This window comes from Bradyrhizobium sp. Leo170, assembly GCF_004296405.1.
Taxonomy (GTDB): domain Bacteria; phylum Pseudomonadota; class Alphaproteobacteria; order Rhizobiales; family Xanthobacteraceae; genus Bradyrhizobium.
In genome coordinates, this window is sequence record NZ_PSRR01000197.1 from 1 (window position 1) to 16,061 (window position 16,061).

General features: G+C 63.0%; 14 protein-coding genes and 1 pseudogene. 11 read left to right on the forward strand and 4 right to left on the reverse strand.

Going from position 1 to position 16,061, the window contains the following annotated elements; translation table 11 throughout:
* Window positions 1–64 precede the first annotated feature (64 nt).
* Window positions 65–640, forward strand: coding sequence for a TetR/AcrR family transcriptional regulator (locus tag CWO89_RS27485; RefSeq protein WP_207234585.1), 576 nt, complete (start codon window positions 65–67; stop codon window positions 638–640).
* Between the two features lie 48 nt (window positions 641–688).
* A complete protein-coding gene (locus CWO89_RS27490; RefSeq protein ID WP_130581746.1) occupies window positions 689–1,153 on the forward strand; it encodes an RrF2 family transcriptional regulator in 465 nt (154 codons plus the stop codon).
* Window positions 1,154–1,157: 4 nt separating this feature from the next.
* Here CWO89_RS27490 and CWO89_RS27495 read toward each other — a convergent pair.
* Window positions 1,158–1,601: pseudogene (locus tag CWO89_RS27495) on the reverse strand (NAD-dependent epimerase/dehydratase family protein); the annotation flags it as partial.
* A 93-nt stretch (window positions 1,602–1,694) separates the two neighbouring features.
* On the opposite strand from CWO89_RS27495, the gene CWO89_RS27500 reads away from it, so the two are divergent.
* On the forward strand, window positions 1,695–2,543 hold the full coding sequence (locus CWO89_RS27500; RefSeq protein ID WP_130581748.1) for a helix-turn-helix transcriptional regulator: 849 nt from the start codon (window positions 1,695–1,697) through the stop codon (window positions 2,541–2,543).
* 96 nt (window positions 2,544–2,639) lie between these two features.
* Window positions 2,640–3,860 (forward strand): MFS transporter, encoded by a 1,221-nt coding sequence (locus CWO89_RS27505; protein WP_130581749.1) that lies wholly within the window; start codon window positions 2,640–2,642, stop codon window positions 3,858–3,860.
* A gap of 28 nt (window positions 3,861–3,888) precedes the next feature.
* Here the strand turns inward: CWO89_RS27505 and CWO89_RS27510 are convergent, their stop codons facing one another.
* Window positions 3,889–4,350 (reverse strand): GbsR/MarR family transcriptional regulator, encoded by a 462-nt coding sequence (locus tag CWO89_RS27510; protein ID WP_245476615.1) that lies wholly within the window; start codon window positions 4,348–4,350, stop codon window positions 3,889–3,891.
* 72 nt (window positions 4,351–4,422) lie between these two features.
* Between CWO89_RS27510 and CWO89_RS27515 the strand changes: the two genes are divergently transcribed.
* From CWO89_RS27515 to CWO89_RS27545, 7 genes are all read left to right on the forward strand, one after another.
* Window positions 4,423–4,863 (forward strand): hypothetical protein, encoded by a 441-nt coding sequence (locus CWO89_RS27515; protein WP_130581751.1) that lies wholly within the window; start codon window positions 4,423–4,425, stop codon window positions 4,861–4,863.
* Window positions 4,864–4,891: 28 nt separating this feature from the next.
* Complete coding sequence (locus CWO89_RS27520) at window positions 4,892–5,560, forward strand: methyltransferase family protein (RefSeq protein ID WP_130581752.1); 669 nt, start codon at window positions 4,892–4,894, stop codon at window positions 5,558–5,560.
* Window positions 5,561–5,891: 331 nt separating this feature from the next.
* A complete protein-coding gene (locus CWO89_RS27525) occupies window positions 5,892–8,378 on the forward strand; it encodes a DEAD/DEAH box helicase (RefSeq protein ID WP_130581753.1) in 2,487 nt (828 codons plus the stop codon).
* A gap of 159 nt (window positions 8,379–8,537) precedes the next feature.
* Window positions 8,538–8,888 carry a Lin0512 family protein gene (locus CWO89_RS27530; protein WP_130581754.1) on the forward strand — a complete coding sequence of 117 codons (351 nt, stop codon included), beginning with the start codon at window positions 8,538–8,540 and terminating at the stop codon, window positions 8,886–8,888.
* A gap of 135 nt (window positions 8,889–9,023) precedes the next feature.
* Window positions 9,024–9,584, forward strand: a complete 561-nt coding sequence (locus CWO89_RS27535; RefSeq protein ID WP_130581755.1) for an MOSC domain-containing protein — start codon at window positions 9,024–9,026, stop codon at window positions 9,582–9,584.
* Between the two features lie 354 nt (window positions 9,585–9,938).
* On the forward strand, window positions 9,939–10,616 hold the full coding sequence (locus tag CWO89_RS27540) for a hypothetical protein (RefSeq protein WP_130581756.1): 678 nt from the start codon (window positions 9,939–9,941) through the stop codon (window positions 10,614–10,616).
* A gap of 253 nt (window positions 10,617–10,869) precedes the next feature.
* Window positions 10,870–14,196, forward strand: coding sequence for a DEAD/DEAH box helicase (locus tag CWO89_RS27545; RefSeq protein ID WP_130581757.1), 3,327 nt, complete (start codon window positions 10,870–10,872; stop codon window positions 14,194–14,196).
* A gap of 21 nt (window positions 14,197–14,217) precedes the next feature.
* Here CWO89_RS27545 and CWO89_RS27550 read toward each other — a convergent pair whose 3' ends face one another.
* Window positions 14,218–15,663, reverse strand: coding sequence for an FAD-binding protein (locus CWO89_RS27550; protein WP_130581758.1), 1,446 nt, complete (start codon window positions 15,661–15,663; stop codon window positions 14,218–14,220).
* 132 nt (window positions 15,664–15,795) lie between these two features.
* On the reverse strand, window positions 15,796–16,061 hold a 266-nt coding region (locus CWO89_RS27555), incomplete at its 5' end, for a LysR substrate-binding domain-containing protein (RefSeq protein WP_245476616.1).

Genomic DNA, 16,061 nt, shown 5'->3' on the forward strand with positions numbered 1-16,061 from the left:
CTAGTCGTAACCGCAACTTGGAGTCAAGATGCATTAATGCATCTTATTTGGAGTGAGTATAATTATGGCCGAGCGACGTCGTGGCGCGGAGTTGGAAGAGGCAATCCTGGAGGCCGCGTGGCTCGAACTGGCCGAGCGCGGTTATGCCGCGCTGACGATGGAGGCGGTCGCGGAAAGGGCAGGGACGAGCCGTCCCGTGCTTGCGCGCCGATGGGACGGAAAGGCGCCGCTCGCCATCGCGGCCATTCGGCGGCAAATGGCGAAGCACCCACTGGAGGTGCCGGATCGGGGCGATGTGCGAACGGAGTTGCTGGAGTTTCTGAAGCGGGCGGCTGATCGCGCCGCCGGAACGGCGGCGGCCTTCACCCTGTTTTCGAGCAATTATTTCTCGGAGAACTGGTCGACACCGAAGGATCTGCACGCCGCCCTCATCGAAGGTGGAGCACGACCTTTTTCGGTGATTCTGGAACGCGCCGTGAAGCGCGGTGAGATCGATGCAGCAAAGCTGACGCCTCCGGTGGCTTCTCTGCTCGGCGACCTCTTTCGGTACCACGTCATCATGAACTTTTCGGCGCCGCCGCCGTCCCTGCGGAAAGCCTGGGTCGACACCGTGTTCCTGCCGTTGGTTCAGGTCAGGTAGGCGAGGCGGTGCTTGATCGATAAGTGGCCATGTACTATTTGATGTTACATGAGACGAGATAGCCGATTATCTGGGGTGCTTCACGTGCTGCTGCACATGGCCGAGCACGATGGCCCCGTGACATCAGAGGTGCTGGCGAAAGCGATGTGCACCAATCCGGTCGTGATCCGGCGGATCATGGCGGGGCTGCGCGACTGCGGCTATGTCCGATCCGAAAAGGGCCATGGCGGCGGATGGGTGCTGGCGCGAAATCTCGAAGAGGTGACGTTGCGCGATGTCTATGACGCGCTGGGCTGCCCGTCATTGCTTGCGATGGGCAATCGGACCGACGCGCCGGATTGCCTGGTCGAACAGGCCGTCAATGCAGCGCTCGACAAGGCGTTTCATGATGCGGAGGCGCTCCTGCTCGCGCGTCTCGGCGAAGTTACGCTGGCGATGCTGAGCGCCGACTTCCACGCGCGACTTTCGGCCCGCAAAGGCGCGCGCCGAACGGAGATCGATCATGTCCACTGAAGACGGCGCGCACGCTGCGCGCCGCCAGTGCGGCGGCCGCAACCTCCGACTTGCGCGGGAAGTTGGCGGCGTGCGGATCTTCCTCGGTCGCAAGGCGCCCCGGCGCCAGCAGCGCGACACCGCCGGTGACGAGCAGGGGACGTTCGGAGCCCTCGAGCACGGCGCCGATCGCCTCAATGGCGCGCCGGTCCATCTCGCAGTTCTCGATGAACTTCGAGAAGTCATGGTTGAAGGCCAGATGGATCACGCTATCAGCCGCCGCCGCACCGCTGCGCAGGCTGTCGAGATCTTCGAGCGATCCGCGATGCACTTCCGCGCCGGCAGTGGTGAGGGCCGCTGCTCCCGTATCCGAGCGGGTGAGACCGATCACCCGGTGGCCGGCGGCGATCAGTTCGTGGACAACGGCGGAGCCAACGAATCCAGTGGCGCCGGTGACAAAGACACGCATGAGGAAGTCTCCAAGGTTCAGTCGGAGCGCACTGTCTGCGTGAGCGATATCCTGGTAAAGTAGTGACGTTATCAGGGTATAATGGCTAACAGGATGAGCATTTCAGCCGCGAACGAGAACCTGCTCGGGGCGTACTTGAAAGACCGCCGCACCAAGCTCGATCCCGCTGCGTTCGGCTTGTCCGGGACACGGCGGCGCACTCCCGGGCTCCGGCGGGAGGAGGTGGCCCAACGCGCCAACATCAGCGCGACCTGGTACACATGGCTGGAACAGGGGCGAGGGGGCGCGCCGTCGGCCGACGTGCTCAATCGCATCGCCCGCGCGCTGATGCTGACGGAGGTCGAGCGCGAGCATCTCTTCCTGCTCGGCCTCGGCCGTCCGCCTGAGGTTCGTTACCAGGCGACCGAAGGCGTGACGCCGCGGCTGCAACGCGTGCTCGATGCGCTCGAGGTCAGTCCGGCGCTGGTGAAGACCGCGACCTGGGACGTCGTCGCCTGGAATTGCGCAGCGGCCGTGGTGCTGACCGATTACGGATCGCTGCCGCCGGAGCAACGCAACATCCTGCGCATGATCTTCTGCGATCCGCGCGTCCGTGCTGCGCAGTTCGATTGGGAAAGCGTCGCGCGGTTCGTGGTTGGTGCATTCCGGGTCGATGCGGCGCGCGCCGGCGCCACCGAGAAGGTCGGTGCGCTCGTGGAAGAGCTTTGCCGGCTGAGCCCCGATTTCGAGAGGTTGTGGCGCGCCAACGACGTCCACGGTTACGGCGAGGGCGTCAAACGCCTGCGGCATCCGATCCTTGGGCCGATCAGTTTCGAATATTCGGCCTTCGCCGTGGACGGCCGGCCCGATCTCGGCATGGTGGTCTACAATCCGGCGACGCCGGCGGACGCCGAACGCGTCAGGTTGCTGATCGAATCGAGATCGGCTGATAGCCGGGAATGAGTTCGCGAAAAAGTGAGCTGGAGCGAGCCTCCGCATGTCGACTTTGGCGCCTCGCGTTCGTCTTGGAGCCAGGGATAGCTGCTGTGGAGACAGGGAATGAAGGATGCTCACTATCGCTGGGTGATCGTCGGAGCCGGCGGGCTTCTGGGCTGCGTTGCCATCGGCGGGATGTTCTCGCTGCCGGTTTTTCTGCTGCCGATCACGCGGGACACCGGCTGGTCGGTCACCGGCGTGTCCAGTGCCATGACCATCGGCTTCCTGGCGATGGCGTTTACGAGCATGATCTGGGGAACCCTGTCCGATCGGCTCGGACCGCTGCCGGTGGTGCTGACCGGGTCGATCGTGCTTGCGGCAAGCCTGGCGCTGGCCAGCCTTGCCTCATCGCTGGTCGCGTTTCAATTCATCTTCGGCCTGATGGTGGGCGGCGCGGCTGCCGCGATCTTCGCGCCGATGATGGCCTGCGTCACCGGCTGGTTCGAGACCCATCGCAGCCTTGCCGTGTCGCTGGTTTCGGCTGGAATGGGGATGGCGCCCATGACCATGTCGCCGCTCGCCGCCTGGCTCGTCTCGATCCATGACTGGAGAACCTCGCTTCAGATTCTTGCCGTCGCCGTCGCCTGCATCATGATTCCCATATCGTTGCTGGTGCGCCGCCCGCCGGCGCTTGAGCGCGAACACGCGCCTGCCTCCGGCGAGAGCGAGCCGCAACCGTCGATGTCGCTGGCGCAAGCCCTGCGCTCGCCGCAGTTCATCGTGCTGCTCGCGACCAATTTCTTCTGTTGCGCCACCCATTCGGGGCCGATCATCCATACCGTGAGCTACGCGATTAGCTGCGGGATACCGATGATCGCCGCCGTCACGATCTACAGCGTCGAAGGTCTGGCGGGAATGGGCGGCCGTATCGCGTTCGGCCTGCTCGGCGACCGCTTTGGCGCCAAGCGCGTGCTGGTCTCGGGGCTGTTCGCCCAGGCATTCGGCGCGCTCGCCTACGCCTTCGTGCGCGAGCTCAGCGCGTTCTACGCCGTCGCGGCTGTGTTCGGCTTCATCTATGCCGGCACCATGCCGCTCTATGCCGTGCTTGCGCGGGAGAATTTTCCGCTACGGATGATGGGCACGGTGATCGGCGGAACGGCCATGGCAGGCAGCCTCGGCATGGCGACAGGGCCGGTGGCCGGAGGTTTGATCTACGACACCTTCGCCAGCTATGCTTGGCTTTACATCGGCTCCTGGGCCGTTGGACTTGGCGCTTTCCTGATCGCGTTGACGTTCAGGCCGTTTGCCAAGGTCAAGGCCGAGCCCGCGCCAGTGCCGGCGTGAGGAGGAACTCGATGGATGCGTCGGCGATCTACCGCGTCTTCCTTGTGCGCCAGCGCTTCAGCGCAGCTTCCATCGACTGGCGGATCGTCATGTGGAATTCGGCCATCTCCTCCATGCGACTGCGCGTCTTTCCGCGGGCCGCGATGCCCGCGCCCTGCTTCAGGAGTTCGGCGAGCGCATCGAGCAGGCGATTCTGCTCGGTCAGCATACCCTCGTAATTGTCGGACACTTCATAGAGCACACGTTTGCTGCCGCGTTGGCCGTGGCGGCGCGCCAGCGTGTATTTCTCCAGGAGCCGGGCGGCGACGCTGGCGGTGCTCTTGCTCATCTCGAGATCGGCCGCCATGCGGTCGAGGCTGACCGGCTCCGGGAACAGCAGCAGATAGCCGTAGAGGCGGGCGGCCGCCTGCGGAACGCCCCAAGGCACCAGCAGCCGCGCCACGTCTTCGATGAAGCGCTGTTCGGCGCCGGTCGGACCTTTGTTTGACATATTCGGCATTTCCCGAATATACTGAATATTGCGGATTTGTCCAAAGATGGGGCGACAGAGCGGAGAGCTGCCATGGTCGCCACGCCTGAGTCTTGCGCCCGAACCCGCGCCTTCGCGCGCGTCATGGGCCCCTGGTTCGTCATCGTTCCCGGAATCATCCTCCTGCGCGCACCGGAGATGGGCACGTTTGCCGCCACGTTCTTCGAGAACCAGTTGTTTCCCTGGTTTGCTGGCGCACAGCTGCTATTCCTCGGACTCCTGATCATCGCCCTTCACCCATATTGGTCGAGCGCGCCGGCGGTGATCATTTCGCTTTTCGGCTGGATCCTGGCGCTTCGTGGCGTCGTGCTGATGGCGGCGCCGCAACTGATCGAGCGCGGCGCGGCTGCGTCGGTGAACCTGCTGCCGCTGGTGCGGTTCGGATTCGGCGCGCTCGTCGCGATCGGTCTCTATCTCACTTACGTCGGCTGGATGGCCAAACCCGTCGCATCGGTCGCGATCAACGGCCCATGAACGGGCGCCAATCATCGGGAGCCATGTCATGGTGAAAGTCACCCTTCAGATCGTGGTCTGGACCGCGATCGTGGCCGCCATGATCCTGTGGCCGGCCGGCACCCTGGCTTATCCCGGAGGCTGGGCGTTCCTCGCCGTATTCGCGATCGGCGGCCTTGCGATCACCCTGTGGCTCGCCAAGCGCAATCCGCGCCTGTTGCGCGAGCGCATGAGTTCGCCGGTGCAGCGTGACCAGAAGCTGTGGGACCGGATCTGGCTGACGCTCTTCATCGTGCTGTTCTGCGCCTGGATGATGTTCATGTCATGGGATGCCGCGCGCACGGGATTTACCGCGGTGCCGGTCTGGCTGCAGGTGGTTGGCGGCGTCCTGACCGTGCTCTATCTGCTCGGCGTGTGGTGGACCTTTCGGGAAAATACCTTTGCCGCCCCCGTGGTGAAGATCCAGGAGGATCAGCGGGTGATCGATACCGGCCCGTACGCCATTGTCCGGCACCCGATGTATGCGAGCGCTTTGCTCCTTATCGTCGGTCTGCCGCTGCTGCTCGGCTCCTGGATCGGTCTTGCGATGTCGGTGGTGTTCATTCTCGGCATCGCATGGCGAACCCTGCATGAGGAGGGCGCATTGAGGGCGGAGCTCAAAGGTTACGATGAGTACGCCGCGCGCGTGCGCTATCGGTTCATCCCCTCGGTCTGGTAGCCTCGGTCATTGACGATGGCGCAAACAGCCGCGAAAACCGGGGCAGGGCCGCCCGTTTTGTGAAGCCGGCGGCTAGCTGTCGTCTCATGACGCGCCGAAAGAAATTGGAACGGAAGCAGCCATCAGTGCCGCTGGAACTTGGTCCGGAAAAGTGAAACCAGTTTTCCGTCGCGACAAACGCGAAGCGTTTGCGCGGAGATCATGCTCAAACAAAGAGATGAGATCATGATCACATTGCGTCCAATCGGATCATGATCTTATGTGATAAGAGCGGAATGCTGAGAGGCCAAATCAATGTGTCACGCGAAACCTTCCAGATGGACGTAATTCGATGAGATCCACGCGCCTGAAACCGGCAACCAAGCCGGGCAAAGAACCCAAGCTCTCGCGCACGCAAGCACCTGGAGATTTGTCCCCGGTGGACTGGCAGCGCGGCTTGCGACGCCAGTTTGGCCGGGAGCAGGCCTTCGGGCTCGAGAATCTGGGCAGCGAACCGTACTTCTCCGAGTTTCGGGTCAGCAATCCCGCATCGGAATCCAGCTATCGCGTTGCGATTCGAGGGTTGGGACCCGGTGGCAATTTCTGTTCATGCCCCGACTATGCCACCAGCGAGTTGGGAACATGCAAGCACATCGAATTCACGCTTGCCCGGCTTGAGAAAAAGCGCGGCGCCAGGGCGGCGTTTGCGCGCGGCTACCAACCTGCATTTTCCGAACTGTATTTGCGCAATGAGGGCAAACGGAGCGTGTATTTTCGCGCCGGAACGGATTGTCCGCCGGCGGTGAGCAAGGCCGCCGGCGAGTTGTTCGACGTCGCACGCAACGGAATCCTGCCAGAGGAGCGCTTCGGCGAACTTGAACCGTTCATGGCCGTGACATCGAAACACGGTCATGAACTCCACGCCTATGACGATGCGCTCGATTTCGTCGCAGGAAGGCGCGATGCGGATCGGCGGGCGTCAAAACTCGAGCAGTTGTTCCCCCGTGGTGCCGCGGATCCCAAGCTTCTGGCGCTTCTGAAGGTGCCGCTCTATCCCTACCAGGCTGAGGGCGCGCTGTTCGCGGTGCGGGCGGGTCGGGCGCTGATCGGCGACGAGATGGGACTGGGCAAGACCATCCAGGCGATCGCGGCGACGGAGATATTGGCGCGGCATTTTGGCGTCTCGAAAGTCTTGGTGATCTGCCCGACTTCGCTCAAGTACCAGTGGCAAAGCGAGGTAACGCGTTTCTCGGGGCGACAGGGCGAAAATGCGGCGCGCGTCATCAGCGGTGGCCGGGCGCAGCGGCAGAAGGAGTACGCCCTGGACGATTTCTGCAAGATCACGAATTACGAGAAGCTCAAGCCCGATCTGGACCTGATCGCCGCCTGGGCGCCCGAACTGGTCATCGTCGATGAAGCGCAACGTGTGAAGAACTGGAACACCATTGCGGCGCGCGCCTTGAAGCGCATCGATAGTTCCTATGCGATCGTGCTCACCGGGACGCCTCTGGAAAACAAGTTGGAAGAGTTGATCTCCATCGTTCAGTTCGTCGATCAACACCGGCTTGGACCGACCTGGAAGCTGCTGCACGAGCATCAGGTCAGGGACGAAGCCGGGCGTGTCACCGGCTATACCGGATTGGAGAAGATCGGCCAAACGCTCGCACCGGTCATGATCCGCCGCCGCAAATCCGAGGTGCTGCGGCAACTGCCGAGCCGGACCGATCAGAACTTGCTGGTGCCGATGACCGAGATGCAAATGCTGCACCACCGGGACAACGCGGATCAGGTGGCGAAGATCGTCCAGCGCTGGCGCAAGACCAGGTTTCTGTCGGACAAGGATCAGCGGCGGCTGGCCTGTGCGCTACAGAACATGCGCATGTCGTGCAACAGCACCTATCTGCTGGACCAGGAGACCGACCACGGAGTCAAGGCCGACGAGTTGGCGGCGCTGTTCGATCAATTGTTCGCCGAGCCCGACGCCAAGGCGGTCGTATTCTCGCAGTGGACGCGGACCCACGACATCATCATCCGCCGCCTCGAGGCGCGCGGGCTGGGCTACGTCAGTTTCCACGGCGGCGTGCCATCGGACAAGCGGCCGGCGCTGGTCGCGCAGTTTCGTGACGATCCTGCCTGCCGCGTCTTCCTGTCCACCGACGCCGGCAGCACCGGGCTCAATTTGCAGCATGCCTCGACACTGGTGAACGTGGATTTGCCGTGGAATCCGGCGATCCTTGAGCAGCGCATCGCGCGCGTCCATCGCCTGGGCCAGGCCCGGCCGGTGCGGGTTATCAATTTCGTGGCAAAGGGCACCATTGAGGAGGGCATGCTGTCGGTGCTGGCCTTCAAGCGCTCGCTGTCGGCGGGAATTCTCGACGGCGGCAGCGGCGAGATTTCGCTCGGCGGATCGCGTCTCACTCGCTTCATGAAGGAGGTGGAAAACGTCACTGGAAACATGGGTGACGGCGAGACCGTGACGCCAGCCGAGGAAGTGAGGAATATCCCTGCGACCGATGATGCCGAAGCTGTGGAAGATGCAGGTGCATTTGTGGACGTTGGTGCCGGCAAGATGGCGATCGTGCGGACTGATGGTTCCGGAGCGCCGCCGCACGGCGGAGGCTCCGATCCGTGGCAGGCGCTGGTGCAGGTTGGCGTGCAACTCATGGGCGCTCTAGCCGCTGCCAACGATCCGGACGCTCCGAGTCATCCATGGATTGAGCGTGATCCGACCACCGGTGTGCAAAACCTCAAAGTGCCGCTGCCTCCGCCGGAAGCTGCAACACAACTTGCCAGTGCGCTTTCCGCGCTCGCGGAAAGCTTGCGGAGCAGGAATACTTGACAGAGCCGCGGACGGATTTTGATGAGGCGGCCGACGGTTGGCGTTTTCGAATTTGCGGCCGCAGAATTGTACGCTATCCTTTAAGCGAATGATCGAGCGGGGTGGGCCTGGTTTGGCTTGCGTCAGCTTCATTGCGCCCAACGACAAGCAGGAAATCCAATGGCACGCGTTCGCTGTATCACCGAGATGGGCATGGGCGTCGATGTTCACGGCAAGGACGCGACCAAGGCAGCCAGGCGCGCGGTCTCGGACGCCATCCGCCATTCGAGCCTCGGCTTCTTCCGCATGCTCGGCAAGACCGCCAACGACATGTTCGTCGATGTCACCATTGGCGTGCCGAATCCCGATGCGGTCGATACGGCAGTTGTTGCGAAGGAACTGCCCTACGGCACGGTGACCGTCACCGCGGTCAAAGGCGGGCTCGAGATTCCGGCCGAGCAGGGCAGCGATACCATCATCATCGCCAACGCCGCCGTCATCGTCAGCCTCGACGGCAGCAAGCCGGGCTAGGCATCTGGTGCCTGATAGTTAGGCTTGCCAAGCTGTTTTCGGCGTGAAAAACAACAAGCAGACGGTTTGCTCGTCGAGCTTGCCGCGTAGGCGTTAACGTCAACCAACGCATATCCGCACAACGGAGTTTGTGCCATGCTTGGTTTGACCGACACTCAGTCGGCTTTCGTGCTCGGTGTTTTCCTCAGCGGCACGCACAGCTTCACCAAACATCCGCAAGATGTCATCATGCTGCGCAAGGGGCTCGGCATCGACGGCGACGCGCATTGTGGGCCGCTGGTCAGGCACCGCTTCGATGCGGAACGAGACCCGGCGCGGCCGAACCTGCGGCAGGTTCATCTCATCCAGGCGGAGCTCATCGACGATCTGACCCGCAAGGGTTTCGTCGTACGGCCCGGCGACCTCGGCGAGAACATCTCTACGCGCGGGATCGACCTGATGGCGTTGCCCGTGGGCACGCGGCTGCAAATCGGGCGCGATGCGGTCGTGGAGATCATGGGCTTGCGCAGTTGTTGCGTGCAGATCGATACGTTTCAGCCGGGGATGCTGCGCGAGATCATCGCGCGCGTCGATGGCAAACTGGTTCGCAAGGGCGGCGTGATGGGCATTGTCGTTGAAGGCGGCGAGGTGCGGCCGGACGATGCCATTGTCGTGCGGTTGCCGGACGGGCCGTTCGTGCCGCTCGAAGTGGTGTGACTGTAGCCACGTCCTTCGCGCCTGCGCGACGATGTCGGTGCGTTTATCGCTCTGCTCATGTTTCGTTAACCATTCCTTCATCGGCGCGGGTAAAGCTGTCGCGTGATCGCAATGGCCGTTTGGCAGCCGACATGCTTTCGCCATGACACGGCATCGCGCCCAGGAGGGGTAGCAAGAGATGAGTGTGATCAGCGCGACCAGCTCGTCGGCCTATGGCTCCGTTGCATCCTTGCTCGCTGATGCTGCCTCGTCCGTGGCGGACGATCTTCAGCCGGACGGCGCCACGTCATCAGACGCGAAATCCCGGGCGATCCGGCCGACATTGTCGATCTCTCCGATCGGGCGAAGCAGGTTTTGGCTCAGGCAAAAACAGATCAGGTCGCGGCCGACAGGCTGTCGGCCCTGGTCCAATCGCTGAGAGCGGCGGGCAAGCCCCAGCCGCTGCATTCTTCGTCCGACAAGGCACAAGCGTCCTCTTCAGGCGGCAAACCGGTCAGCTTCGAAGAACTGGCAGGGATTTCGCTGACCAGCACCACCGAAGTGACGGTGATTGCCGGCAACCGCAACGTGACCTCGACTGACGCGAATGGCGACGCGCCGCCGCCCGGCACGATCCTCCCGAAGCGTAGCTTCTCGGAGACGCTCTCCTTCAATGGCTTCCACGTCACCGCCACGGGCAACGCGCTGACCAACAACAGCGACGTCCAGATTTACGGCCCCGATGGTTCCAGCGCATCGTCAACGCTGTTCGGCGGCTCCGCTGGAGTTGGCAGTGGTGGCGCGGGAAAACAATACACGATGGTATCGAGCGCGAAGGTCGGCAACCGCCAGATATTCACCTTCGCCATGAACAGCGCCGCTGTGTCGGCCACCGCGGCGCAGAATGCGAGCGGAAGCGCGGTGCAGGCCACGGCAGCCGTGAAATCCAGCATCGTGACGTTCGTCGTCGATTTCAACACCGGCAAGATCTCGGCGATGGAAGCCGATGCCTCGAGCACGGCGACATGGAGCGCGGTTCAGAGAACGGCGTGAGAAACGCACGGCTACCCACGACAGCGGCGGGAGCGGGAACTGGCCGCGGTGGTACTCCTTTCCAAACAAGTCTCGACTCACCAAAATTTCTGTTGAAAAGAACCGGACCTTCGCAATGAACCGGCGCGATGGGGCTCGGCCGCGCCAGGCAAATTTGCACCACGAGTTCGGCGCATTACTATGACCAAGCTGTTCGGGCGGGCGTGATCGCGAAAGATCACGGGTCCCGCCCGTTATTGCCGGATCATAGCAAATGTCTGCAGTCGAGGATTTCGGTCAGAGGCTCTCGGATGTCGTCAAGACAAAGGACATCTACAGCTTCTTCAGCCGTTCCGCATTTGAGAAGGGCTACGCCTACCAGGCCCAAGGGCGCGTCACGGGATTGGAAATCAGCGACGACCTCGTGCGCATCCGCGGCAAGGTGCGCGGAGGTGAGCCCAGCCCCTATCGTGTCGACATCGAGCTCGAATTCGACCATGGGCGTCTAGTCGACCTCGACGGCACTTGCAGTTGTCCAGTCGGAGTCAATTGCAAGCATGTCGTGGCGACGATGCTCCAGGCGCTGAGCGGTGCATTGCCGTCCGAGCGGAAAACGGACATCGGCAAGACTCCCGTCCGCTCCGTGCCGATTCTGCCTTACGATGTCACCGCATGGCTCGACAGTATCGGCGCCGCCATGCGCGGAGACGATTATCCCGTCGATGTGACGCATCGGTTGCTCTACTGCCTGCAGCCCGCTGAAGCGGGTGCGCAGATGCCGTTGCTGGGGGTGTCGCTACTCTCGATCCAGATGCGCAAGGACGGGACGTTCGGGGGCAGCCCTACGCGTCCGGGCATCTCCGGCTTTTCGCCCGAACGTGCGCCGAAGTATTTTCGCGATACCGACATCGACATTCTGATGCAGCTCACGAGAGAGCGAGGGGCGTACTATCACCCACCTCGGTTGCAATCCCGCGAACTCCTGCAGCAAATCATCGCGACCGGACGTGCGTTCTGGCGCGATCACAAGGGGCGGCCGCTACAGTGGGGCGAGGCGCGCGAGGGACGCATCGATTGGCGCCAGGCCAGCAAGCAGGGCCTTGCCCCGCAACTGACGGTGCCGGGAGCGATGGGCCTTAACGCCGAGCCGCCGGTTTATATGGACGAGGCCGCAGGCGTGATCGGCCCGGTCGAACTGAGCCTGCCGCCTCGGCTTGCCTATCAGCTCTTGTCGGCGCCCGTCATCCCGCGCGCGCAAGTCGCGGAAGTGGCGCGCCGCCTCGGCGAAAGGTTGCCGCAGCTTCATCGAGGCTTGTTGCCGGGAACGCCGGCAGCGGCGGTGAAGATCGACGACGATCCGATTCCGATCTTGCGGCTCAAGCGAGGACGCGAGGGCCTGAGTGCCCAGTATTTCCACGACAGGCCCGATCGGACCGCGGTTGCCCATCTCAGTTTCCGCTACGGCCCCGTCGAGATCGAGCCCAAGGAAAAGGGAAACCCGCTCGAGGTATTTCGGGCCGGCGAAGTCTACACGATCACGCGACGGCGGTCGAAGGAGAAAGGCGCGCGCCAGCGGCTGTTGGAATTCGATTTCCGCGAAGCGAGGTTGATCCACCGGTTCCTCGATGGCGGCCATGTGGACGATCTGACCTTCGGGGAGCCTCACGCCTGGCTCGATTTTCTTGAGTTCGGCCTTCCTGAGTTGCGCGCGGAAGGCTTCGATGTGCTGGTCGACGACGATTTTCCGTATCGGCTGGCGCCGTCGCAGGGCGTCTTCGATGCCGAATTGGAATCCAGCGGTATCGACTGGTTCGAACTGGCGCTCGGCGTCGAAATCGACGGCGAGCGACGCGATCTGGCGCCGGTTCTGGCTGCCTTGGTCGCGACACCGAGTTTCACGCCCGATCGGATCAAGCAGCTCGCCGAGGCGGGTGACCACTTCTATCTTCCGCTTGCCGACGGCCGCCACCTGTCGCTCGCTGCCGATCGCTTCCTGCCATTGGTGCTGGCGCTCCATAGCCTCAGCCTGAGCGGGCTTTTCGGTGAGGCATCCGGAAAGATCAGGCTTTCGCGCGCGGATGTCGTGCCGCTGCTGGCGCTCGAGAATGACGACTTTGCTTTCAGCGGCGCCGACAATCTTCGGCGCCTCGCCAATCTGCTTCGGGATCGCGAATTGTCAAATCCGGCGTTGCCTGCAAATTTTCGCGCCGAACTGCGGACGTACCAGGCGCAGGGAGTGGACTGGCTCGATCTGCTGCGGGAGAGCGGCCTTGGCGGTGTGCTGGCCGACGACATGGGGCTCGGCAAGACCGTCCAGATCCTGGCGCTGTTGGCGCTGGAGAAGGCGCGCGGTCACCTTAGCGAGCCTGCCCTTGTCGTCGCTCCGACCAGCCTGATGACGAACTGGTTCAGCGAAGCGCAAAAATTCGCGCCGGATTTGAAGGTCCTCGTGCTTCACGGCTCGGATCGCAAGCAAAGCTTCGCCGCCATCGCGGAACATGATCTTGTCCTGACCACCTATCCGCTGATTGCGCGGGATCACGAAGTCCTGCTGTCTCGCGATTGGCACATGGCCGTGCTGGACGAGGCGCAGACGATCAAGAATCCCAATGCCGCGACCACCCGCTGGTTGCGCGGCATCAAAGCGCGGCATCGCTTCTGCCTGACGGGGACGCCGGTGGAAAATCATCTCGGCGAGCTCTGGTCCATCATGAGCTTTGCCAATCCGGGATTTCTTGGCGACAAGACCGATTTCGGGCGGCGCTGGCGCACCCCGATCGAGAAGCGCACGGATACGCGACGCGCAGCAGCGCTGGCGCAGCGCGTGAAACCATTTCTGCTGCGCCGGACCAAGGCGGAGGTGGTTAAGGAACTGCCGGCCAAGAGCGAGATCGTCGAGCGCATCGCATTGGAGGGCAGTCAGCGTGACCTCTACGATTCCATTCGACTGTCGATGTCGGACAAGGTCCGCAAGGCAATCCTGGAGCGCGGCCTGGCCAAGAGCCACATCGTCGTTCTCGAAGCGCTGCTCAGGCTGCGCCAGGCCTGCTGCGATCCGGCGCTGCTGAAGCTCGACGATCGTGTCAAGCGCCCATCTGCCAAGCTTGATCGGCTGATGGAAATGGTTGTGGAACTCTTGAGCGAGGGCCGGAAGATCATCGTCTTCTCGCAGTTCACCTCGATGATCGACCTGATCAAGGTCAGGTTCGATGCGGAGGCTATCCGCTACAGCGTCCTGACTGGAGAAACGACCAATCGCAAGCGCGCGATCGAAGCGTTTCAGGACGGCCACAGCGATGTCTTCCTCATCAGCCTGAAGGCCGGAGGCGTCGGGCTCAACCTGACGGCGGCCGATACGGTGGTCATCTTCGATCCCTGGTGGAATCCGGCCGTCGAGGAGCAGGCGATCGATCGCGCCCATCGCATCGGCCAGGACAAGCCGGTCTTCATCTATCGGCTGGTAGCATCGGGTACGATCGAGGAGAAGATGGACGAGCTCAAGGCGCGGAAGCGCACCTTGGCCGACAGCCTGTTCGATCGCGAGGGACGCGTCGGCGCGGCCCTCACCGAAGAGGACGTGCGCGCGCTGTTCGAGGAATAGTGACGCGTGGCTGCGAACCGATCATGCCTGGCCGTGGAACAGATTGTAGCCGGGCGTCAGCAGATTGTGCGGATCGTAGCGCTGTCTGGCGTCGCGCAGCAGCGGCCATTTCGGGCCGAAATGCTCGCGCCAATCGTCTGACGACATTGGAAAGGCGCTGACGGGATAGAGGAAGCCGCCAGCTTTGCGAATGCGATCGTAGAACGCGCGGTTCGCCGCGACCGTCCGCGCGATCGAGGCCGCGTCGGTATCGGAAGGGATGCGGACCAGGTTGAATGGAACAACGATACTCTCGTCCGGCAACCGCACCAGCGGGGCGCGAAACGCATCGGTCAGCATCGGATAACAGGTGATCCGTCCGAATGGCCCGACGTCCCCGTTGCTCAGGCCGCCCACGATCTCGCGCGCCACCTGTTCGGCATTGCTGCCGCGCAGGAATGTGAACAGCCACGGCTGCGGAATGGACCACTGGCCCTTCGATCGCAGCAGGTTTTCAAGTTTGGCGAAGGCCAGCGCGTCATCGCGATAGGTGAGGTCGGTGATAACGGCCTTGCCGCGATCGTCCGCGAGGTCCGCAAGCGCTGTGCTTTCATCGGGCGCGGCATCGCGGTTGTAGAAGATCGCGCCGTCGAGCTGGTAGCGCCAGCCGCTGCTGCCGTCGGGCAGGATCGCGCCCTGCAATTGGTCGAAGCGCCCCGCCGTTAACATGCGCCGCTGATCCGCGGTCAGGGACGCCAGATCGCGATAAAAGAGCTGATAGCGGCGGACCCGGTCGGGCGCGCGCGCCAGGCGCAAGCTGGCGCGGGTGATGATGCCGCATTGGCCGAGACCGGCCCTGACAGCATCGAACAGATCGGGATTTTCGGTCGCCGAACAGGTCAGCTCCCGGCCATCGCCCGTGACGACGCTCAATTCGAGCACATGATCAGCCTGCATGCCATATCGCGACGACGTCCCGCCGATGCCGCCGATCGCGATCGTGCCGCCGACCGACAGGCCGAGATAATTGGTCAGCACCGCCGGCGTCAGCCCTCGCGCCAGCGTCGCGTCGAGCACGCTCTGCCATGTCGCTCCGGCCTCGACCACGATGCGGTCAGCCTCGACGTCGCCGATGCGATTGAGCCCGCGCATATCGACGACGATGCCGTCAGTCAGCGAACGGCCGTAGGTCGAATGGCCCTGGCCGCGCGCTGCGACCTTCAATCCTCGCTCGGCTGCCCATCGCATCACGGTCGCGATGTCTTCGCTCTCGGCTGGCTTCAAGACCGCGCGCGGCTCTTTGCGAATGATCCGGCCGAAGTCATCCGCCGCCGCGGCGCGAACCGCCTCGTCGTGACTGAGTTCGCCCTTGAGCCGCGATCGGTCGTTCGAATTGGCTTGTGCTGGTGTGTTCATCTGAGTACCGGAAGCGAATGCCGCGGTAAGGCCAAGGCCTGCACGCAGCAGGGTGCGTCTGTCGGGAGACATGACGTGCTCCTCGATTTGAAAAGCCTGGCAAGGCGAATTCAGCGCTGAGCCGCCCCTAAGTTGAGTTCGCGGAGCCTGAGAGACAATCAGCGCTGCGCAGAATTGACCTTCCCGAAAATCGAGAAAATCAGGTTAGAGGCGTTCGCGCTTCAGGCGTTCCACGAGCAGGTCGGCGAACAGCCGCGTCTTCGCTGGTGGCATGCCGCTCGGTGGGAACACCGCGTGGATCGGAATCCGCGGAGCCTCGAACTCTTCGAGCAATATCTCCAGCGCACCGCGATCGAACAGTTCGGCGATCTGCCAGAACGGACCGTATCCGATGCCAAGGCCATGGCAGGCGGCGGCATGCGCCGCAGCGACATTGTCGGTGCGGAAGCAACCGCTCACGCGCACATTCC